Genomic DNA, 19,187 nt, shown 5'->3' on the forward strand with positions numbered 1-19,187 from the left:
GCAGAACTGTGTCCAGCCCCCCAAAATGGCTACTCGCACCTGTTTCACCATCCCGCGGACAGGCGGTCGGCTAGGCTAGCCGGTCGGCCCTGATCCCCGGGCGCATGACCCTGCACACCCCGCAATGACGCGCCGTGCTCCATCTGGCCCGTCACCCCTGGGTCCATGGACCGGCGCACTTCCCCCTGCACAACAAGGAGCACGATCTTCATGGATTGGCGCGACCGCGCTGCTTGCCTCGACGAGGACCCTGAGCTGTTCTTCCCCATCGGGAACACCGGCCCAGCCATCCTCCAGATCGAGGAGGCCAAAGTTGTCTGCCGACGCTGCGAGGTCGTCGACACCTGCCTCAAGTGGGCCATCGAGTCCGGCCAGGACGCCGGCGTCTGGGGCGGCATGTCCGAGGACGAGCGCCGCGCGCTCAAGCGCCGCAACGCCCGGGCCCGCCGCGCCGGCTGACCCACCCCGCTCCACCACACGCGCCTGGCGCTAGGAGCTGTCGCGCCCCAGGGGCCGCAGCCTGGCGACGAACCGGGCGCGTGTCCCGTTGGGCTCCGCCGGCTCCCACACGATCCGGCCCCGCAGGTCCTGGACCAGCGACTCGACGATCTGGGTGCCGAGCCCCGAGGCACCCGGACGGAACCCCTTGGGCAGCCCGACCCCGTCGTCGGTGATCGTGACCGCGAGGATCTCGTCGCCCCGGTCGTCGGTGGACCGCTGGGCCTCGACGCAGATGGTCCCCTCGGCGACGTCGGCGAGCCCGTGCTCGACGGCGTTCTGCACGAGCTCGGACAAGATCATCGCCATCGCGGTCGCGTCCTCGGCCCGAAGCATTCCGAACGAGCCGACGACCTTGGTCGAGATGGGGTGCTCGACCTTGGCCACCTCGGTGATGGCCTGCAGGCCGCGCACGGCGATGTCGTCGAACTCCACCGTCTCGTCGAAGCCCTGGCTGAGCGTCTCGTGCACGAGGGCGATGACCCCCACCCGGCGCACCGCCTCCTCCAGCGCCACGCGACCGGCCTCCCCCTCGGGGAGCCGACGCGCCTGGAGCCGCAGCAGGGCTGCGACCGTCTGGAGGTTGTTCTTCACCCGGTGGTGGATCTCGCGGATCGTCGCGTCCTTGGTGATCAGCTCCCGCTCGCGGCGGCGCAGCTCGGAGACGTCGCGCAGCAGGAGCAGGGCGCCGACGCGCTGACCACCCTCGGTCAGCGGTATGGCGCGCATCGACACGCTCGACCCGCGTGAGCTCACCTCGGTGCGCCACGGCGCCCGTCCCGTCACGACGACGGCCAGCGACTCGTCCACCGGGGACTCGTCACGCAGCAGGTCGGCGACGACCTTGGCCAGCAGCTCCCCGATGACGTCACCGACGTGGCCGAGCCGGTGGATCGCGGACAGGGCGTTGGGGCTGGCGTAGGACACGATCCCGTTGACGTCCAACCGGATCACGCCGTCACCGACGCGGGGCGCACCCCGCCGCTGACCGGTCGGCGCCGACACGTTGGGGAACTCCCCCGCCGCGATCATCCGGGCCAGGGCGTCGGCCAGGGCCTGGTAGGTCAGCTCGAGACGGCTCGGCGTGCGCATCGCCGCGAGGTTGGTGTGGCGGGTGATCACGGCCAGCGCGCGGCCGTTCTTCACGACGGGGATGGCCTCCTCGCGCACCGGCATGTCATCGCGGAAGATCGGGTCGCGCTCCCGCACGATCCGCCGGTCGGCGTACGCCTGGTCGAGCAGCGACTGCCGCCCCCGGTGCGTGCGCCGTCCGACGACGTCCTCGAAGAACACCATCTGGCCGGTCGTGGGGCGCACGTGCGCGACGGCCAGCCAGCCCTCGAGCCCTCCGGGGACCCACAGGACGAGGTCGGCGAAGGACAGGTCGGAGATGAGCTGCCAGTCACCGACGAGCAGCTGGAGCCACTCGACCTCGCCCGGGGCAAGGTCGGTCGACGCGTGGAGCACCTCGTTCAGCGTGGGCACCCCGGAAGCCTAGGTCAGGAGGGCTCGACCTCGTCGCCGAGGGCCACCCGCCCGGGCGTCACCACCTCCGCGTAGACCCCGGCGACGAGGGCGTGGTGGTCGGCGATCGCCTTGAGCATGCCCGGGCGCTCGGGCAGGTCGACCTGGGCGACGCCGACCATGCGGCAGCGCTCGGTCGGCTCGGTGACCCGCAGCCGCACCCCACCGACGGTGACCTCGCGGCCGACCCAGGACTCCTCGACGTACGGCTCGGTGGTCTCGACCACGATGTTGGCCCGCACGTGCCGCGGGTCGAGGGGGTTCCCGTCACCCTCGTACCGCCCGAGCTCCGCGAGGGTCGCGGTTCCCACCAGCGAGATCGGGGCGGCGTCCTGGTGGGGTATGACGCCCTCGCGCCGGAGCGTGACCGGCTCACCGAAGTGGTCGCTCAGGCCCTCGTCGGTCCCGGGTTCCCCGGCCACGAGGTCGGTGCCGTCGGGCAGGACGAGGACGGTCTCCTCGCCCACGCGGCCGGCCACCAGCGTGAACACCGGGTCCATCCGGCGGAACCGGCGGGAGTGCTTGCCCGAGGCCAGCTTGTCGGCGTGGTCGTAGACCGCCCACCCCCGGTCGCCGACCACGCCGTCGGCCCCGACCTCGAGGGCAGGCAGGGACTGGCCACCGGCGGCCTTGACGGGGAAGCAGCGCAGGGCGACGACGCGGGCCGTCACGACGTGGCTGCTCCCGACCGGATCACCGAGCGCAGGGTGCGCAGGGCGACGGACAGCGCGGCGATGTTCGGGTGGTCGAGCCGCTCGATGCCGGCCAGTGCCGTCGTGGCGCGAGTGAGGGACTCGGCGTTGGCCTCGGCCCACTCCTCGTAGCGCGACACCGGCGAGCCACCTGCCGTGGACGCGTCCATGACCGAGCGCACAAGGCTCTCGAGGACGGCATACAGGTCGTCGCGCAGGGCACCACGGGCGAGGGCGTCCCACCGGTCGTCACGCGGCAGGTTGGTGACCCGCGTGAGCATCGCGTCGACGCCGAACTTCTCGGACAGCACGAAGTAGAGGCAGGCGATGTCGGCCGGCGACTCCCCCGTGTCGGTCGCGATGTCGACGATGTCGAGCAGCGAGAACTGGTCGAGCAGGCTGGCCGACCGCAGCGCCAGCTCGTCGGGGACGCCGAGCTTCTCGAGCTTGGCGGTGTTGCGCTGCAACCGCTTCAGCTCGGCACCCTTGAGCATCTCGGGCACCTTCGGCGCGAACTCCCGCACCACGGTGCCGAAACGCGCCACCTCGCCCGCGACGTCGAGGCGCGAGGGCCGCGAGGTGAGGAACCAGCGGATCGAGCGGTCGATGAGGCGACGGAACTCGAGGTACAGCTGGCTCTGCACCTCGGTCGAGACGACGTTGTCGAGCGCCTCGATCTCACGCACGAAGCTCGGCAGGTCGAAGATCTCGCGGCAGACGACGAACGCCCGCGCGATCTGCTCCGGCGTCGCGCCGGTCTCCTCCATCGCGCGGAAGGCGAAGGTGATGCCGCCACGGTTGACCATCGAGTTGACCACCGAGTTGGTGATGATCTCGCGGCGCAGCGGGTGGTCGGCCAGCTCGCCGGCGAACTGCTCGCGCAGCGCCGCCGGGAAGTAGTCGGTCAGGGTCTGCTGGAACCACGGGTCGTCGGGCAGCTCGGTGGGCAGCAGGTCGTCCTTGAGCGCGAGCTTGGCGTACGCCACGAGCACCGAGAACTCGGGGCTCTTCAGGCCCAGGCCGTCCTGGAAGCGCCGGTCGATCTCGCTGTCGCTCGGCAGGAACTCCAGGGCCCGGTCGAGGTCGCCACGCTCCTCGAGCCAGTGGATCAGCCGCTGGTGGACGGGGAGCATGGGGTGCTCCTGCGCGCGGGCGTTGCCCAGCAGGACGTTCTGCTCGTAGTTGTCGCGCAGCACCTGGTGGGCCACGTCGTCGGTCATCGACGCCAGCAGGGTGTTGCGCTGCTTGAGCGTCATGTCGCCGCCGCGGACCAGGTCGGTCAGCAGGATCTTGATGTTGACCTCGTGGTCGGACGTGTCGACGCCGGCGCTGTTGTCGATGGCGTCGGTGTTGACGCGGACCCCGTGCAGCGACGCCTCGATGCGCCCGAGCTGCGACAGACCGAGGTTGCCTCCCTCACCGACGACCTTGCAGCGCAAGGCGTTCCCGTCGACCCGGATGGCGTCGTTGGCGCGGTCGCCGATGTCGGAGCTCGACTCGGAACCGGCCTTGACATAGGTGCCGATGCCACCGTTCCAGAGCAGGTCGACCGGCGACTGGAGGATCGCCTTCATCAGCTCGGCCGGCGTCATCGTCGTCGTGCCCTTGGGCAGACCGAGCGCCTCGGTCATCTCCGGGGTGACCCGGATGGACTTGAGCGAGCGGTCGAAGATGCCGCCGCCGGTGCTGATGAGCGAGGAGTCGTAGTCCGCCCACGACGAGCGCGGCAGGTCGAACAACCGCTGGCGCTCCGGGAAGCTCGTCGCCGCAACGGGATTCGGGTCGACGAAGATGTGGCGGTGGTCGAACGCCGCCACCAGACGGATGTGCTCGGACAGCAGCATGCCGTTGCCGAAGACGTCGCCGCTCATGTCGCCGATGCCGACCGCGGTGAAGTCCTGGGTCTGGGTGTCGACCCCCATCTCGCGGAAGTGCCGCTTGACCGACTCCCACGCGCCGCGGGCGGTGATGCCCATGGCCTTGTGGTCGTAGCCGGCCGAGCCACCCGAGGCGAAGGCGTCGTCGAGCCAGAAGCCGTACGACTGCGCCACGCCGTTGGCGATGTCGGAGAAGGTCGCGGTGCCCTTGTCCGCGGCGACCACGAGGTAGGAGTCGTCCTCGTCGTGACGGACGACCGAGGGGGGCGGGACGATGTCGCCGCCGACGCGGTTGTCGGTGAGGTCGAGCAGGCCGGAGATGAAGACCTTGTAGGAGCCGATGCCCTCGGCCAGCCAGGCGTCGCGGTCGACCGACGGGTCCGGCAGCTGCTTGGCGTAGAAGCCGCCCTTGGAGCCGGTGGGCACGATGACGGCGTTCTTCACCATCTGCGCCTTGACCAGGCCGAGCACCTCGGTGCGGAAGTCCTCGCGCCGGTCGGACCAGCGCAGCCCGCCACGGGCCACCGGACCGAACCGCAGGTGCACGCCCTCGACGCGTGGGGAGTAGACGAAGATCTCGAACTGCGGCCGCGGCGCAGGCAGATCGGGCACCTTCTTGGGGTTGAGCTTGATCGAGACGTAGGTCTTGTCGGCCCCGGTCTCGTCCTGCTGGTAGAAGTTCGTGCGCAGCGTCGCCTGGATGACCCCTAGGAACGCGCGGATGATGCGGTCGTGGTCGAGGGACTTCACCTCGTCGAGGCCGGTGGTGATCTCCTCCACCAGCGCGGCCTCGGCCGCACCCCGCTCCTCGGTGACGTTCGCGCTGCCGTCGGCGGCGCCGTACCGGCTGGGGTCGAACCGCGTCTCGAACAGGGCGACGAGGCGCCCGGCCAACCGCAGGTTCTGGACCAGCGCCGACTCGACGTAGTCCTGGGAGAAGGTCGACCCGGTCTGCCGCAGGTACTTCGCGACCGTGCGCAGGATGACGACCTGGCGCCAGGTCAGCCCGGCCCCGAGGACGAGCGCGTTGAACCCGTCCGACTCGGCCCGGCCGTTCCACACCGCACCCACGGCGTCCTGGAACAGCTCGCGCAGCCGGTCGCGGCCACCCTCGCCGGACCACACCTTGTCGTTCCTGACGCGCAACCCGAAGTCGTAGACCCACAGGTCGACGCCGTCGCCGCGCGACACCTCGTACGGCCGCTCGTCGACGACCTCGACGCCCATGTGCGTGAACATCGGCAGGACCTGCGTCAGCGACAGCGGGCTGCGGCGGTACAGCTTGAAGCGACGCTCCCCCGCAGGCGCGCCCGGCTCCTGGTACATGTTGAGGCCGGTCGCGTCGTCGCGCTCGAGGGCATCCATGTGGCGGATGTCGACGACGCCGACACGGGAGGTGAAGTCCTCCTTGTAGGCCTCGGGGAAGGCGCGGCCGTAGAGGCCGGACAGTCGTGCCGCGGCCTCCTCGCCGTGCTCGGCGCGGGCGGCCTCGGACAGGTCCTCCTCCCACGTGCGGGTGGCGTCGACGAGCTGGCGCTCGAGGACCGCCTCGTCGACGGCCGGGATCGACTCACCCGCGGGGACCCGCACGACGAAGTGCAGGCGGGCCAGGACCGACTCGGAGACGCGGGTCGTGTAGTCGACCGTCGCGCCCGGAAAGGCTTGGTGGAGAATGGATTCCATCTTCAGGCGTACCGCGGTGTTGTAGCGGTCGCGCGGGATGTACACCAGCGCCGAGACGAACCGGCCGAAGCGGTCACGACGCAGGAACAGCTTGGTCTTGCGACGCTCCTGCAGGTGCAGGACAGCCGTCGCGTTGTCGTAGAGCGACTCCTCGTCGGCCTGGAACAGCTCGTCGCGCGGGTAGTTCTCCAGGACCTCGAGCAGGTCCTTGCCCGAGTGCGAGTCGGGCAGGAACCCGGTGCGCTCGAAGATCGCCGCCACCTTGTCGCGCAGCACCGGCACCCGCGTCACCGACTCGGTGTACGCGCTGGAGGTGAACAGCCCGAGGAAGCGCTTCTCCCCCGTCACGACGCCGTCGTCGTCGAACTGCTTGACGCTGACGTAGTCGAGGTAGGTGTTGCGGTGCACCGTGGCCCGCGAGTTGGCCTTGGTGATGATGAGCAGCTCGGGCGCCCGCGCCACCGTGCGCGCCTGCTCGGACAGCAGCACGCCCTCACCGGTGGGGTCGTAGCGCAGCAGCCCGAGACCGGTGCCCTGGACCGCCTGGAGCGTGTCGGCCTCAGGTCCGCGCACCAGCGCGTACTCGCGGTAGCCGAGGAAGGTGAAGTGGTTGCCGGCGAGCCACTCGAGCAGGCCGCGCGCCTGCTCGACCTCCGCAGCGGGTATGCCGTGCGGGGCCTTCTCGCCGAGCTCCACCGCGAGCGCGGCGCAGGTCTCCTTCATCTTCGGCCAGTCCTCGACGGCCTCGCGGACGTTGGCCAGCACACCGCGCAGCCCCTCGGCGATCGCGCGGAGGTCGTCGCTGTTGCTGTCGCGGTCGATCTCGAGGTGCATCCACGACTCGCGGACCTCACCGAACGAGCTGCTGTCGGCGACATCTGCCGAACCGGACGCGTCCAGGACCACCTGCTCGAGCTCGCCCGTGGCGTCACGACGCACGAGCATCGTCGGGTGCACGACGAGGTGGACGGCGCGCTCCATGCGCTGGAGCTCGGCCGTGACGGAGTCGACGAGGAAGGGCATGTCGTCGGTGACCACTTGGACGACCGTGTGCCCGCTGGCCCAGCCCTGCTCGGCGACGTCGGGGTTGAAGACGTCGACCTTGGCGGTGCCGACCGGGCGGCTCCGCGCGAGGTCGCGGTGTGCCAGCGCCGCGCCGAGGAGGTCCTCGGGGGCACGTGCGAGGAGGTCCTCCGTGGCGACGTGCCGGTAGTAGGCCCGGAGGAACTCCTCGACCTCACCCCCGCCGTGCTCGGCGCGCTCCGCAGCGGAGCGCAGGAGTTGCTGACGGGACTGCTCCAGCGACGCAGACATGCTTGTGGTCTTCATCCTCACGGGTTCGTCGTGCAGGCGGCTGACGCACCTCGTCGTGCGTCGGGACCGAGACTATCGCTCGACACGGAAAACATTTCCCGCCCCCGAGTGGCGCTTTGTGTCGCCGCAGGTCAGAGTGTGTGGTTGCAGCGCTCCCCTGCGCGCTGCGACACATCACCCATACAGAAGGAGTCCCCGTGATCATCCTCGGACTGATCCTGCTGATCATCGGCCTCGTGGCCAAGATCTCCATCCTCACGACGATCGGCGTCATCCTGCTCGTCGTCGGTGCCGTCCTCGTCCTCCTCGGACGCATGGGCAACGGCATCGGTGGACGCAAGCACTGGTACTGATCCCGCCCGGGTCTCTGCACGACGTGACGACCCCCTGCGATCCCCTGCTACGGCTGTGGGTATCGCGGGGGGTCGTTCCCGTTCCCTCACTAGAGTGACCGGTATGCCGCCCGCCCAGGTTGGCCCCGAGGCCCTCGAGCGCCTCGGCGCAGCCCTCGGATCGTTGCGTGAGTGCGCCCGCAGCGGAGCCGACGAGGTCCTGGACCACCTCCCCGAGGTCGGTGACAGGGAGCTGCAGACCGTCTTGGACGACTACCTCGACCAGGTGGCCGACCTGCTGCGCGAGGTCGAGGCCTCGGCCACCGACGTCACCGGACGACTGCGGGTCGCCGCCGCCCGACGAGCATCTTCGGCGCAGGTGGCGGAGGGCGGCGTCGCTGCGCTCGACGACGCACCCCGAGGTGGCCGACGATGACGCTCGTCACCGGCGACCCCGCTTCCTGCTCGCTCGTCGGCGGATCGCTGCGCCAGCTGGCCACCTCGCTGCGGACGAGCGGACGCGCCACCCACGCAGCACTGGCGGACCCCACGCTGCGCCGTCCGGGCACCGTCGTCGCGCGGGCGCGGCGCCAGCTCACCGCCCTCGACGACGCGGCAGCCACGGCGGCGGGTGAGCTCGACCGGGTCGGCTCAGCGCTCCAGGACCACGCGGCAGACCTCGCCGAGGCGGTGGCCGACGTTCGCGCCCTGACCGCCCGCGCGGAGGCGGCCGGCCTCCGGGTGGCAGAGGGTCGCCTCGCTCCGGTCTGGGGGGTGAGCGGTCTGGCCGACGCGCCCACCGACGCGTCCCGTGCCGAGCAGTCGACGGTCCTCCAGGCCGAGCTGGACCGCCTCCTGTCCGTCCTCGCCGCCCGCCGCCGCCGGCTCGCCGCGACGGTCGCAGCCTCGAGCAGCGTGCTCGCGGACCACGCGAAGGCGTTGCGCCGGTGAGGACCATCGACCTCAACGCCGACCTCGGGGAGTCGTTCGGGCGCTGGCGCCTCGGTGACGACGCGGCGATGCTCGGTGTCGTCACGAGTGCGAACGTCGCCTGCGGGTTCCACGCCGGGGACCCCACGACGCTGCTCGAGGTGTGCCGGGCCGCCGCCGCCGCAGGGGTCTCGGTCGGCGCCCAGGTCGGCTACCGCGACCTGGCGGGATTCGGCCGACGGTTCATCGACGTGTCACCGGACGACCTCACCGCCGACGTCGTCTACCAGGTGGGGGCCCTCGACGCGCTCGCCCGGGCAGCGGGCACGCGGGTCGGCTACGTGAAGCCGCACGGCGCGCTCTACAACGCGATCGTGGCCCACGAGGTCCAGGCGGCCGCGGTGGTCGAGGCGATCCGCCTCGTCGACGACACCCTGCCCCTCGTCGGCCTCCCGGGATCGGTGTCGCTGCACCTCGCCGCCGCCGCAGGGCTGGCCACGGTCACCGAGGCCTTCGCTGACCGCGCCTACTCGCCCGACAGCACGCTGGTGGCACGCAGCGAGCCCGGTGCCGTCCTGCACGATGCGGATGCCGTCACGGCCCGCGTGGTCCGGCTCGTCGTCGACGGTGTCGTCGAGGCCGTGGACGGCAGCGACCTCGTCGTCCACGCCGACTCGGTCTGCGTCCACGGCGACACCCCCGGGGCGGTCGCGCTGGCCACTGCCGTCCGGCGGGGGCTGGAGGACGCCGGGGTGCGGCTGCGCTCCTTCACCCAGTCCCGCTGATGGTCGAGGAGCCGACGGGAGAGCGGATCCCGGGCCGGCAGCCGACGGGTCGACTGCTGCCCTACGGCGAACGGGGGCTTCTCGTCGAGGTGGACGACCTCCACCGCGCCCTGGCCCTGTTCGAGCTGCTGGCTGCCGCTCGAGAGCGCCTCGCCGGGCTCGAGGACGTGGTGGCCGGGGCACGGTCCGTGCTGCTCGTGGCTGCCTCACCCGGTGCACTGACCGCGGTCCGGGCCGAGGCGCAGCGAGCCCTTGCCGCACTCGGGTCGGGCGAGGTACCGACCGCGTTCCACAGCGGGGGTCCTGCTCCCGAGCAGGTCGTCGAGGTGCCCGTGCACTACGACGGGGACGACCTCGCAGACGTCGCCGAGCTCACCGGCCTCACCGTCACCGAGGTCGTCGCCGCCCACACCGGGACGCCGTGGCGCGTCGGGTTCGCCGGCTTCGCACCGGGTTTCGCCTACCTCGTCGACGGTGACCCGCGGTTGCGCGTCCCGCGGCGTGCCACTCCGCGGCCTCGTGTGCCGGCCGGGGCCGTTGGCCTTGCCGACGAGTTCAGCGGCGTCTACCCCCGCAGCTCCCCCGGCGGGTGGCAGCTGCTCGGCCACACCGACCTGGCCCTGTGGGACCTGCGCCGCGACCCTCCGGCCCTGCTGCGGCCCGGCCTCTGGGTGCAGTTCACCGACGCGGACGGTGCGTCGTGACCACCGGCGAGCCTGCGCCGTACGCCCTGCTCGAGGTCGTCGAGGTCGGCGCGCTGTCCCTCGTGCAGGACCTAGGCCGTCCCGGCCTGGCGGCACTGGGCGTGAGTCCGTCCGGGGCCGCCGACCGTGCCGCGCACGCCCTCGGCGCGCGGCTGCTGGCGCAGGATGAGTCCCTCGCCTCCCTGGAGGTCGTCGGTGGCCTCGTGGTTCGCGCGCTGGGGAGCATCACAGCAGTCGTCACGGGCACCCACGCCCCGGTCACCGTCGACGACCGGCCGACGGGCACCAACGCACCGTTCCTCCTCCACGCCGGGCAGGTCCTGCGGATCGGCCGTCCATCGGCCGGGCTCCGGTCCTACCTCGGCGTCCGGGGTGGCGTTGCCGTCGCACCGAATCTCGGATCCCGTTCCCACGACACGCTTTCGGGGATCGGACCCGCTCCGCTGGAGCCCGGACAGCAGATCCCCGTCGGTCGACCCACGGGACCGGCGGGCGGCAACCTCCTCGTCGACGTCGCCCCGACCAGGGCTCCTGCCACCGGGCAGGTCGTGCTCGACGCCAGGCCCGGTCCCCGGCTCGACTGGCTGGCCGACGTCGCCCGCCTCACCACGACGGCGTGGACGGTCGGAGCCGCCTCCGACCGGGTGGGGGTGCGGTTCGAGGGCCCGGCTCTCGACCGGGTCCCGGGTCGGGCCTCGGCGGAGGTGCCGAGCGAGGGAGTGCTGCGCGGCGCGGTCCAGGTCCCGGCGAGCGGCGTGCCCGTGGTGTTCCTCGCCGATCACCCGGTGACCGGCGGCTACCCCGTCGTCGCCGTCCTCACCGGACGCGCGTGCGACCTCGCCGCCCAGCTCGTGCCCGGTCAACCGGTGCGCCTGCGCCTGCTCGGCACACCCTGACTCGCCTCGCCGCGCCGATGACGACGTCGCTACGCTGGCGCGATCCTGCACGGGACGTCCGTCCCCCGCGCCCCCAGAGGAGAGACGCATGAAGATCGCCACGACGATGGAGTACGCCGCCACCCCCGAGGAGGTCTTCGCGGTCCTCACCGACCAGGCCTTCCAGGAGGCCAAGTGCGCGGCCACCGCGGCGATCAAGTACACCGCCTCGGTCAAGGAGTCCGGTGGCGGTGCGGTCATCACCACCGAGCGCATCCTGCCCGCGGACGACCTGCCCGACTTCGCCAAGAACATGGTCGGCGAGACCCTCAAGGTCGTCGAGACCCAGACCTGGGGCGCAGCCTCCGCCGACGGCAGCCGCACCGGCACCGTCGAGATGTCCGTCGCCGGTGTCCCCGTCGCCCTCAACGGCAAGCTCGCCCTCGCCCCCGGGGGTCCCGGCAGCATCGAGCACCTCGACGCCGAGCTCAAGGCCAAGGTGCCGCTCATCGGCGGCAAGATCGAGAAGGCCGCGGCCAAGCCGATCGAAGAAGCCATCGCCATCGAGGCGAGTACCGTCAAGGAGTGGCTCGCCCGCTGACGCAGGCTGCCCACCCAGCCACGCTGGATACGCGAAAGGCCCGGAACCACAACGGTTCCGGGCCTTTCGACGTATGGAGCGAGGTCACCCCATGTGCGGGTACGCGTGCGACTTCGGCGGGTCGAACGTCTCCTTGATCGAGCGGGCGCTGGTCCAGCGCAGGAGGTTCTGCGCCGCGCCCGCCTTGTCGTTGGTGCCCGAGGCGCGGCCACCACCGAACGGCTGCTGGCCCACGACGGCACCGGTCGGCTTGTCGTTGACGTAGAAGTTGCCGGCGGCGAACCGCAGGCGCTTCGTCGCGTCGGTGATGGCCATGCGGTCCTGGGCGATGATCGAGCCGGTGAGGCCGAACGGCGCGAACGACTCCATCTGGTCGAGGACCTTGTCGTACTGGCGGTCCGGGTAGACGTGGACCGACAGTATCGGGCCGAAGTACTCGGTGCGGAACGACTCGTCGGTCGGGTCGTCGATCTCGAGGACGGTCGGGCGGACGAACCAGCCCTCGCTGTCGTCGTAGGTGCCACCGGCGACGACGTCCACCCCCGCCTTGGCGTGGGCGCGGTCGATCGCGTCCTTGTGCTTGCCGAAGGCGCGGTCGTCGATGACCGCGCCCATGAAGTTGGACAGGTCGGTGACGTCGCCCTGGGTCAGGCCCTCGGTGATCGAGACCAGGTCGGCCTTGATCTTCTTCCACAGCGAGCGCGGCACGTAGGCGCGCGAGGCGGCCGAGCACTTCTGGCCCTGGAACTCGAACGCGCCGCGGATCATGGCCGTGCGCAACACGTCCGGGTCGGCCGACGGGTGGGCGAGGATGAAGTCCTTGCCACCGGTCTCGCCGACCAGGCGCGGGTAGGAGCGGTACTTCGGCAGGTTGGCACCGACCTCCTGCCACAGGTGCTGGAAGGTCGGGGTCGAGCCGGTGAAGTGGATGCCCGCGAGGTCGGGGTCGGCCAGCGCGACTTTGGAGACGTTGAGGCCGTCACCGGTCACCATGTTGATGACGCCAGGGGGCATGCCGGCCTCCTCGAGCAGCGCCATGGTGAGGTGCGCGGCGAACTGCTGCGTGGGGCTCGGCTTCCAGACGACGGTGTTGCCCATGAGCGCCGGGGCCGTCGGGAGGTTGCCGGCGATCGCGGTGAAGTTGAACGGCGTGATCGCGTAGACGAAGCCCTCGAGCGGGCGGTGGTCGGTGCGGTTCCAGATGCCCTTGGAGTTGAGCGGCGGCTGCTGCTCGAGGATCTGGCGGGCGAAGTGCACGTTGATGCGCCAGAAGTCGATCAGCTCGCACGCGGCGTCGATCTCGGCCTGGACGGCCGTCTTGGACTGGCCGAGCATCGTCGCGGCGTTGAGGTGGGCCCGCCACGGTCCGGAGAGCAGCTCGGCGGCCTTGAGCAGGATCGCTGCCCGGTCGTCGAAGGACAGCTCTCGCCAACCCGGGGCCGCGGCCTTGGCAGCCTCGACGGCCGACTGGGCGTCGCCGATGGTGGCGTTGCGCATGGTGCCGAGGACCTTGCGGCGCGCGTGCGGCTGGCGCACCTCGATCTTGCGGCCGGTGCCGGCGACCCGCTGGCCCGCGATGGTGTGCGGGAGGTCGATGCTGGTGCTGCCCAGCTCGGCGAGGGCGAGCTCGAGCTTCGCGCGCTCGGGGCTGCCGGGCGCGTAGTCGAGGACGGTCTCGTTGACGGGGACGGGCACCTGGGTGACGGCATCCATGGCGGTCGGGGCTCCTCTGGTTGCTTCGACTGTGGTCGTTCGGCTGAAAGGGCGCACCTATGGTGTCACGTATGCCGAGCAGCGCTCACCACGCAGACCTGGCCCTCCGCTGGTCCGGACCCGTCGATCCCCGGACTCCCACGGTCGTGCTCCTGCACGGCCTCGGGGACTCGGCCGACTGCTGGCCCGACGCCGTCCGCCGCTGGTCCCCGACCTACCGGGTGCTGGGCGTCGACGCGCTGGGGCACGGTCGCTCACCGCGGTTCACGCCGCAGCAGCTCTCGTCGACGGACCCCGTTGAGGCGATGTATGCCGCCGCGGAGCGGACCCTCGCGTCCGTCGTCGCCGCCCATGGCGCACCGGTCGTCGTCGTGGGTCACTCCATGGGCGGCGGCCTCGCCGGGGCGCTCGCAGCGCGACGTCCTGACCTCGTGTCGGCAGCGGTGCTCGAAGACCCTGCGTGGCGTGACTCGGAGCTGCGCGTGCAGCCCCGTCAGGTTGTGCGTGAGCGGATCGCGGAGTGCCGGGCCGTCGCCGACGACCCTTCCGGTCAGCTCGAGAGGGGCAGGGCCGACAACCCGACCTGGCCCGAGTCCGAGTTCGCTCCCTGGGTGGAGTCCAAGGCGCAGGTGGACCTCGACTTCCTGGGCCTGGGCATCGCCAACCTGCTGGAGCCCTGGGACGAGATCGTCGGAGCCATCCGCGTGCCGACGCTCGTCCTGCTGGCCGAGCGCGGAGGTCCCGTGACTCCCGAGGTCCGCGAGAGGGCGGCACGGATCGGCAACCCGCAGGTGGACATCCGGGTGGTGCCGGACTCAGGCCACTGCATCCGCCGCGACGTGCCCGACGCCTACCACGCCCTCGTCGACCCCTTCCTCGCAAAGTACGCCTGACTGCGGAGAGCGACGGGCGACCACGCCGTCAGAGGAGGCGCAGCACCTCGTCGAGCTCGGTGACGTCGTACCAGAGCAGGTCCTCCATGCCGTCGTCGCCGGCCGTCTCGTCGACGTGGAACGACACGACCCGTGACAGCGGGAGCGGCTCCGACACCTGCACGGCGGACAGCTGGTCCCCGGCCCGCGACATCACCCACGTCGGGTCGACGTCCGCGGCGAGGACGACGCGCTTGGCGTCACGCGCGCCCCGCTGCTCGTCGGCCACGTCGAAGGCCTCGGTCAGCGCGGCATACTCCCACTCCTCCTCGTCGCCCGACGGGAGCATGCGCTCGAGCCGCTCGGTGACCGCGAACGCCGCGACGGGGACGTCGCCCACCGCACGGTCGGCAGCAAGTCGGCGGACGCCGTCGGCGTCCAGGGGCACGTAGATCCGGGTCTGGGTCATCCCACGTCCTCGCTGGGTCCAACATCTTCGAAAGCGGAGCGGTCGGGCAGTGGCGCAGGGTCGTGCAGGGCGACCGCCGACGTCCGCAGGGAGGTCTCGATCACCCTAGGGCGTCGAGAGACGTCCATGAGGTTGGACCCGAATGCCTCGAGGTCCTCCTCGCCCGGGCCGAGGACGGTCACCTCGGCCCCGTCGGCGTGGACACGACCCAGCTCGCGCAGGACGCGCAGCGTCACGCGGTTGCGCCACTGGCGCTCCACCCGGGTCCGCCACTGGGTCGGGGCGTCCTTGACGAAGCTGACCTGTGGCGCCAGGACGTACACCTCGTCGAGGCCGAGGCCGATCATCAGGTCGAGGTTGGTCGAGGACCACGCGCCACCGTCGATGTAGCGGTGCGCGCCGATGCGGACCGGCTGGTACCAGCCGGGGATCGCGCAGGACGCCATCACGGCGGACGGCAGGTCGACCGGGTCGACGCCGGGACGACCGAACGCCACCCGTTCCCCCGTGTCGTAGTCGAGGGCCACCACGGTCACTCCCGCACGCTGCACCCAACCCGTCGGCACGACGTGCGAGACGAGCGCGCCGACCGCCTCGATGCTGCCGCGCCCCTCCGGCAGGATCGCCGACAGCACTGCGGTGGGAGGCAGCGAGCGCAGGTGAAGAGCGTTGCGGCGCAACAGCTCTCGCGATCCGAAGCCCACCTTGGGCAGTCCCGGGCGGTCGCCACCGGTGTCGCGGTCGTAGTCCCAGAGGTACCCCGCGAGCGGACCGTCGGCGAGGGTCCCCCCGAGCTGGTGGGTGAGCAGGTCCTCGACCGAGACCCCCGCCCCCAGCAGGCCCGCGAGGACCGAACCGGCCGACGTGCCGACGAACTGGTCGAACTCCCGGACGTCGGTGCCCAGCTCGTCCTGGAGGGCCTTGAGGGCGCCCACCATCCAGGCCGCGCCCAGCACCCCGCCCCCACCGAGGACCAGACCTCGTCGTGGGGCGGGTGGACGCGCCGGGCTCATCGCTGCGGTGTCCGGTGGCTGTCCAGGAGCTCGGCGAGGGAGTCGACGATGCTCTGCCCGAGGACGTCGATGTCAGGCATCGAGTCGCGGTCGGCGTTGAGCCCGTAGTAGACCCCACCGTCGTAGGACGTCAGCCCGATCGACAGCGCCTGGCCCCGGGCCAGCGGCATCACGGGGTAGGTCGACAGCATCTTCGCGTCGCCGGCGTACAGGGTGTGCTGGGGACCGGGGACGTTGGTGATGACCACGTTGAACAGTCGCCGCGACACCGCCGACCCCAGCCGCGCCCCGAGCGAGTGCAGCGTCGGCGGGGCGAACCCGGCCAACCCGGCGAGCGACTCGGCACCGACGGCCTGCCCACCCTCCATCTGCTGGCGCATCGCGAACGCGATCTGGTGCAGGCGCATCGACGCACCCGGCTCCCCCACCGGCAGGTCGACGAAGCAGGCGGTGAGTCGGCTCCCGACGTGACGGGCCTCCGCGTCGTACACGCTGACCGGGACCATGGCCCGCACCGTCGTGCCGGAGTGCACGGCCTCGCCCCGGGTGAGCAGCCAGGTCCGGAAGGCCCCGGAGATCGTCGCAAGCACGACGTCGTTGATCGAGACGTCGTCGGCGTAGTTGCCGCGGGCCAGCCGGCTACGGACCTTGCGGTAGTCCTCGAGGTCGGTGCCGATCATGACGTACCGGCGGGCCTCGCCGACGTGGGCGTTGAGCGGCGAGTGCGGCGCTGGGCGGGCAGCCGTGCGGGCCAGCGTCGACACGACGTCACCGGCGGCCGTCAGGGCGCGGGTGCCGACCGCCTTGACGTCGACGATGCCGCCGCGGATGTTCTCGACGACCTCGCTGGGTCGTCGGATCGCATCCACCAGGGCGCCGGTGAGCAGCTCGACGTCGCTCGGCTCGCGGGACGGACGCCAGGTGTCGGTGACCAGGCCCTCGGCCGCGGGGTCGCCGTCGACGATGACGTGGGCGATGTCCACGGCGTTGATGCCGTCGACGAGGGCCTGGTGGGACTTGGTGACGATGGCGAACCGGCCCTGCTGGAGCCCTTCGACGAGGTACACCTCCCAGAGCGGACGCTTGCGGTCCAGGGCCCGGGGCTGGATACGCGCCACGAACTCCTGGAGCTGCTCGTCGGTGCCCGGCTTCGGCAGGGCCGAGCGGCGCACGTGGTAGGTCACGTCGAAGTTCTCGTCGTCGACCCAGACCGGGTTGGCCAGCCGGCCGGGGACCTGCCGGACCCGCTGGCGGTAGCGCGGCACGAACGCGATCCGCGTCGAGATGAGCTGGACCAGACGGTCGTAGTCGAAGCCGTCGCTCGGGGGGTCGAAGACCATCACCGACCCCACGTGCATCGGCGTGGTCGCCTCCTCGAGGTAGAGGAAGGACGCATCGAGGGAGTTCAGGCGGTCCGGCACCCCCACATCGTGGCAGAACCCGTTGCCTAGACTTCCATTCGTGACGAAGATGACGCCGCGTGTGCCGCCCGCCCACTTCGCCCGACTGGCTGCCGGGCCGGTCGCCCTGCTCGCGCTGGGGGTGCTGGCCGGCTGTGGCGACCCCGCGGACGATGCGTCGGGGCGGACCAGCACCACGCCGGTGACCGCGACCAGCTCCACCAGCGCCACGACGACCTCTCCGTCGAGCAGCGCGTCCTCGTCGAGCTCGTCGTCCTCCAGCTCCCCTGCCGGCCGCACCCTGGAGATCACCGTGGACGGCAAGGACGTCAGCCCGGCCCCGCGGACGGTCGACCTCGCGGTCGGCGAGACCCTCACCCTCGTCGTCACCAGCGACCACGACGACGAGCTGCACGTCCACGGGTTCGAGGTCGAAGGAGCCCTCGTGGCGGGCAAGCCCACGAGCGTCACCCTGACCGGCAAGGAGCCCGGCGTCTACGAGGTCGAGACGCACGAGCCGCCGCTGCGGCTGCTGAAGATCGCCGTCCGATGACCCCCGCCCTCCTGCTCCCGGCCCACGGCGTGGGCTCCAGGGAAGACCTGCCGCTGCCGTTCAACCTCCTGCTCATCGGCGCCGGCGTGGCCCTGGTCGTGTCGTTCGTCGCCCTGGGGGCGCTCTGGAAGCAGCCCCGCCTGCGGGGCGAGGACGGCCGCCTCCTGCCGATCACCGTGTCGCTCGCCCTGGACTCCGCACCCGTGCGCGGCCTGTTCGTCGGCCTCTCGCTCCTCATCACCGGCTGGACCCTGGCTGCCCTGCTGTTCGGCAGGGACAACGCCAACAACCCCGTCCCCAGCGTGGTCTACGTCTGGCTCTGGGTGGGACTGGCGTTCTCGTCGATGCTGTTCGGCGGCTACTGGCGGCTGGTCAACCCGGTGCGCTGGATCCGCCGCGGCCTGCTGGCCCTCGGCCGCATCGAGGAGGACTTCACCCTGAGCGAGTACCGCCTCGGCTACTGGCCGGCCGCGGTCGGCCTGCTCGCCTTCACCTGGCTCGAGCTCGTCGCCCCCGACAACGCCGAGCTCTTCACCCTGCGCGTCGCCGTGCTGGGTTACCTCGTCGTCAGCCTCGTGCTCAGCCTGCTCTGGGGCCCGGCGTACCTGCGCACCGGCGACCCCTTCACCGCCTGGTCCTCCCTCTACGGCACCCTCAGCCCGCTCGGTCGCCGGACCGACGGCCGCTGGGTGCTGCGCACGCCGCTGCACGGTCCGCTGCAGGTCCCGGCCCAGCCCGGCCTGCTGGCCGTGGCCTCGGTGATGCTCGGCAGCACGGCCTACGACGGCTTCTCCGGGGAGACCCGCTGGTACTCCTTCGTCCAGTCCTCCGACGTCCCCGCCGAGGTGTGGGGCACCGCGGCGCTCGTCGGCTTCTCCCTCGTCGTCGCCGGATCCCTGTATGCCGCCGCCGTCCTGTCCGCGCGGCTCGCCGGCGTCTCGGCGCGAGGGGTGGCGACCTCCTTCGCCTCGTCCCTGCTCCCCATCGCCGCGGGCTACCTCATCGCCCACTACTGGTCGCTGTGGGTGTGGGAAGGCGCCAACGGGCTGGTGAAGATGTCCGACCCGCTCGGTACCGGTGCCGACCTCCTCGGCACGGCCGGCCTGACGCCGCCGTCGGCACTCATCGCCCCGGGGTTCGTCGCCGGCGTCCAGGTCGTGTCCATCGTCACCGGCCACGTCCTCGGCGTGGTCCTGGCCCACGAGCGGGCGGTGTCGCTGTTCCCGCGTCGCGCCGCGGTCGTCGGCCAGCTGCCCCTGCTCGCGGTCATGGTCGTCTACACCGTCGGTGGCCTGAGCCTGCTGTTCAGCTCCTGAGCCTGCTGCCGGGCGCGTGAGCCCGCTGTCGACGCC

Annotated in this window: 18 protein-coding genes; 11 read left to right on the top strand and 7 right to left on the bottom strand. The window is 71.5% G+C overall.

Annotation, left to right across the window (positions count from 1 at the left end):
- The first annotated feature begins 210 nt into the window (after positions 1 to 210).
- Positions 211 to 459 (top strand): WhiB family transcriptional regulator, encoded by a 249-nt coding sequence (locus ABD286_RS17205; protein ID WP_056916954.1) that lies wholly within the window; start codon positions 211 to 213, stop codon positions 457 to 459.
- A gap of 30 nt (positions 460 to 489) precedes the next feature.
- On the opposite strand, the gene ABD286_RS17210 is transcribed toward ABD286_RS17205, so the two are convergent.
- From ABD286_RS17210 to ABD286_RS17220, 3 genes are read right to left on the bottom strand one after another with little or no spacing between them, the layout of a single operon-like run.
- A complete protein-coding gene (locus ABD286_RS17210) occupies positions 490 to 1,983 on the bottom strand; it encodes a sensor histidine kinase (RefSeq protein ID WP_344195738.1) in 1,494 nt (497 codons plus the stop codon).
- A gap of 14 nt (positions 1,984 to 1,997) precedes the next feature.
- Positions 1,998 to 2,693 (bottom strand): MOSC domain-containing protein, encoded by a 696-nt coding sequence (locus ABD286_RS17215; protein ID WP_344195740.1) that lies wholly within the window; start codon positions 2,691 to 2,693, stop codon positions 1,998 to 2,000.
- Positions 2,690 to 7,588 (bottom strand): NAD-glutamate dehydrogenase, encoded by a 4,899-nt coding sequence (locus ABD286_RS17220; protein WP_344195742.1) that lies wholly within the window; start codon positions 7,586 to 7,588, stop codon positions 2,690 to 2,692. Before ABD286_RS17220 ends, ABD286_RS17215 begins: the two co-directional genes overlap by 4 nt.
- A gap of 197 nt (positions 7,589 to 7,785) precedes the next feature.
- Here ABD286_RS17220 and ABD286_RS17225 point away from each other — a divergent pair, with 197 nt between their 5' ends.
- The 7 genes from ABD286_RS17225 to ABD286_RS17255 all read left to right on the top strand — a co-directional run bounded on the left by ABD286_RS17225 (position 7,786) and on the right by ABD286_RS17255 (position 11,815).
- On the top strand, positions 7,786 to 7,941 hold the full coding sequence (locus tag ABD286_RS17225; RefSeq protein WP_344195744.1) for a DUF6131 family protein: 156 nt from the start codon (positions 7,786 to 7,788) through the stop codon (positions 7,939 to 7,941).
- 103 nt (positions 7,942 to 8,044) lie between these two features.
- The gene (locus tag ABD286_RS17230) at positions 8,045 to 8,356 is read left to right on the top strand and encodes a hypothetical protein (protein WP_344195746.1); all 312 of its coding nucleotides are present in this window, start codon (positions 8,045 to 8,047) and stop codon (positions 8,354 to 8,356) included.
- Complete coding sequence (locus ABD286_RS17235) at positions 8,353 to 8,871, top strand: hypothetical protein (protein ID WP_344195748.1); 519 nt, start codon at positions 8,353 to 8,355, stop codon at positions 8,869 to 8,871. Before ABD286_RS17230 ends, ABD286_RS17235 begins: the two co-directional genes overlap by 4 nt.
- Positions 8,868 to 9,635, top strand: coding sequence for a LamB/YcsF family protein (locus ABD286_RS17240; protein WP_344195750.1), 768 nt, complete (start codon positions 8,868 to 8,870; stop codon positions 9,633 to 9,635). The genes ABD286_RS17235 and ABD286_RS17240 overlap by 4 nt, the downstream gene beginning before the upstream one ends.
- A complete protein-coding gene (locus ABD286_RS17245) occupies positions 9,635 to 10,339 on the top strand; it encodes a 5-oxoprolinase subunit B family protein (RefSeq protein ID WP_344195752.1) in 705 nt (234 codons plus the stop codon). The genes ABD286_RS17240 and ABD286_RS17245 overlap by 1 nt, the downstream gene beginning before the upstream one ends.
- On the top strand, positions 10,336 to 11,235 hold the full coding sequence (locus ABD286_RS17250; protein WP_344195754.1) for a 5-oxoprolinase subunit C family protein: 900 nt from the start codon (positions 10,336 to 10,338) through the stop codon (positions 11,233 to 11,235). Before ABD286_RS17245 ends, ABD286_RS17250 begins: the two co-directional genes overlap by 4 nt.
- Positions 11,236 to 11,323: 88 nt before the next feature.
- The gene (locus tag ABD286_RS17255; RefSeq protein ID WP_344195756.1) at positions 11,324 to 11,815 is read left to right on the top strand and encodes a DUF2505 domain-containing protein; all 492 of its coding nucleotides are present in this window, start codon (positions 11,324 to 11,326) and stop codon (positions 11,813 to 11,815) included.
- 84 nt (positions 11,816 to 11,899) lie between these two features.
- Here the strand turns inward: ABD286_RS17255 and pruA are convergent, their stop codons facing one another.
- Positions 11,900 to 13,528: an L-glutamate gamma-semialdehyde dehydrogenase gene (gene pruA, locus ABD286_RS17260; RefSeq protein ID WP_344195758.1), complete on the bottom strand. Its 1,629-nt coding sequence runs from the start codon at positions 13,526 to 13,528 to the stop codon at positions 11,900 to 11,902.
- Between the two features lie 71 nt (positions 13,529 to 13,599).
- On the opposite strand from pruA, the gene ABD286_RS17265 reads away from it, so the two are divergent.
- Entirely contained in the window at positions 13,600 to 14,421 is an 822-nt protein-coding gene (locus tag ABD286_RS17265) for an alpha/beta fold hydrolase (RefSeq protein ID WP_344195759.1), read from the top strand.
- A 28-nt stretch (positions 14,422 to 14,449) separates the two neighbouring features.
- On the opposite strand, the gene ABD286_RS17270 is transcribed toward ABD286_RS17265, so the two are convergent.
- From ABD286_RS17270 to ABD286_RS17280, 3 genes are read right to left on the bottom strand one after another with little or no spacing between them, the layout of a single operon-like run.
- The gene (locus ABD286_RS17270) at positions 14,450 to 14,869 is read right to left on the bottom strand and encodes a DUF6912 family protein (RefSeq protein WP_344195761.1); all 420 of its coding nucleotides are present in this window, start codon (positions 14,867 to 14,869) and stop codon (positions 14,450 to 14,452) included.
- Positions 14,866 to 15,882 carry a patatin-like phospholipase family protein gene (locus ABD286_RS17275; protein ID WP_344195763.1) on the bottom strand — a complete coding sequence of 339 codons (1,017 nt, stop codon included), beginning with the start codon at positions 15,880 to 15,882 and terminating at the stop codon, positions 14,866 to 14,868. The genes ABD286_RS17270 and ABD286_RS17275 overlap by 4 nt, the downstream gene beginning before the upstream one ends.
- Positions 15,879 to 17,303, bottom strand: coding sequence for a WS/DGAT/MGAT family O-acyltransferase (locus ABD286_RS17280; RefSeq protein ID WP_344195765.1), 1,425 nt, complete (start codon positions 17,301 to 17,303; stop codon positions 15,879 to 15,881). Before ABD286_RS17280 ends, ABD286_RS17275 begins: the two co-directional genes overlap by 4 nt.
- 40 nt (positions 17,304 to 17,343) lie before the next feature.
- On the opposite strand from ABD286_RS17280, the gene ABD286_RS17285 reads away from it, so the two are divergent.
- Positions 17,344 to 17,835, top strand: a complete 492-nt coding sequence (locus ABD286_RS17285) for a cupredoxin domain-containing protein (RefSeq protein WP_344195767.1) — start codon at positions 17,344 to 17,346, stop codon at positions 17,833 to 17,835.
- The gene (locus tag ABD286_RS17290; RefSeq protein ID WP_344195769.1) at positions 17,832 to 19,151 is read left to right on the top strand and encodes a hypothetical protein; all 1,320 of its coding nucleotides are present in this window, start codon (positions 17,832 to 17,834) and stop codon (positions 19,149 to 19,151) included. The genes ABD286_RS17285 and ABD286_RS17290 overlap by 4 nt, the downstream gene beginning before the upstream one ends.
- The last annotated feature ends 36 nt before the right edge of the window (positions 19,152 to 19,187 follow it).

Source organism: Pedococcus aerophilus, assembly GCF_039532215.1.
Classification (GTDB): domain Bacteria; phylum Actinomycetota; class Actinomycetes; order Actinomycetales; family Dermatophilaceae; genus Pedococcus; species Pedococcus aerophilus.

Coding starts and splice junctions, on each gene's coding strand:
- ABD286_RS17230 (WP_344195746.1), top strand. CDS start 8,045: ATGCCGCCCGCCCAGGTTGGCCCCGAGGCCCTCGAGCGCCTCGGCGCA.
- ABD286_RS17270 (WP_344195761.1), bottom strand. CDS start 14,869: ATGACCCAGACCCGGATCTACGTGCCCCTGGACGCCGACGGCGTCCGC.
- ABD286_RS17220 (WP_344195742.1), bottom strand. CDS start 7,588: ATGTCTGCGTCGCTGGAGCAGTCCCGTCAGCAACTCCTGCGCTCCGCT.
- ABD286_RS17290 (WP_344195769.1), top strand. CDS start 17,832: ATGACCCCCGCCCTCCTGCTCCCGGCCCACGGCGTGGGCTCCAGGGAA.
- ABD286_RS17245 (WP_344195752.1), top strand. CDS start 9,635: ATGGTCGAGGAGCCGACGGGAGAGCGGATCCCGGGCCGGCAGCCGACG.
- pruA (WP_344195758.1), bottom strand. CDS start 13,528: ATGGATGCCGTCACCCAGGTGCCCGTCCCCGTCAACGAGACCGTCCTC.
- ABD286_RS17275 (WP_344195763.1), bottom strand. CDS start 15,882: ATGAGCCCGGCGCGTCCACCCGCCCCACGACGAGGTCTGGTCCTCGGT.
- ABD286_RS17235 (WP_344195748.1), top strand. CDS start 8,353: ATGACGCTCGTCACCGGCGACCCCGCTTCCTGCTCGCTCGTCGGCGGA.
- ABD286_RS17255 (WP_344195756.1), top strand. CDS start 11,324: ATGAAGATCGCCACGACGATGGAGTACGCCGCCACCCCCGAGGAGGTC.
- ABD286_RS17265 (WP_344195759.1), top strand. CDS start 13,600: ATGCCGAGCAGCGCTCACCACGCAGACCTGGCCCTCCGCTGGTCCGGA.
- ABD286_RS17205 (WP_056916954.1), top strand. CDS start 211: ATGGATTGGCGCGACCGCGCTGCTTGCCTCGACGAGGACCCTGAGCTG.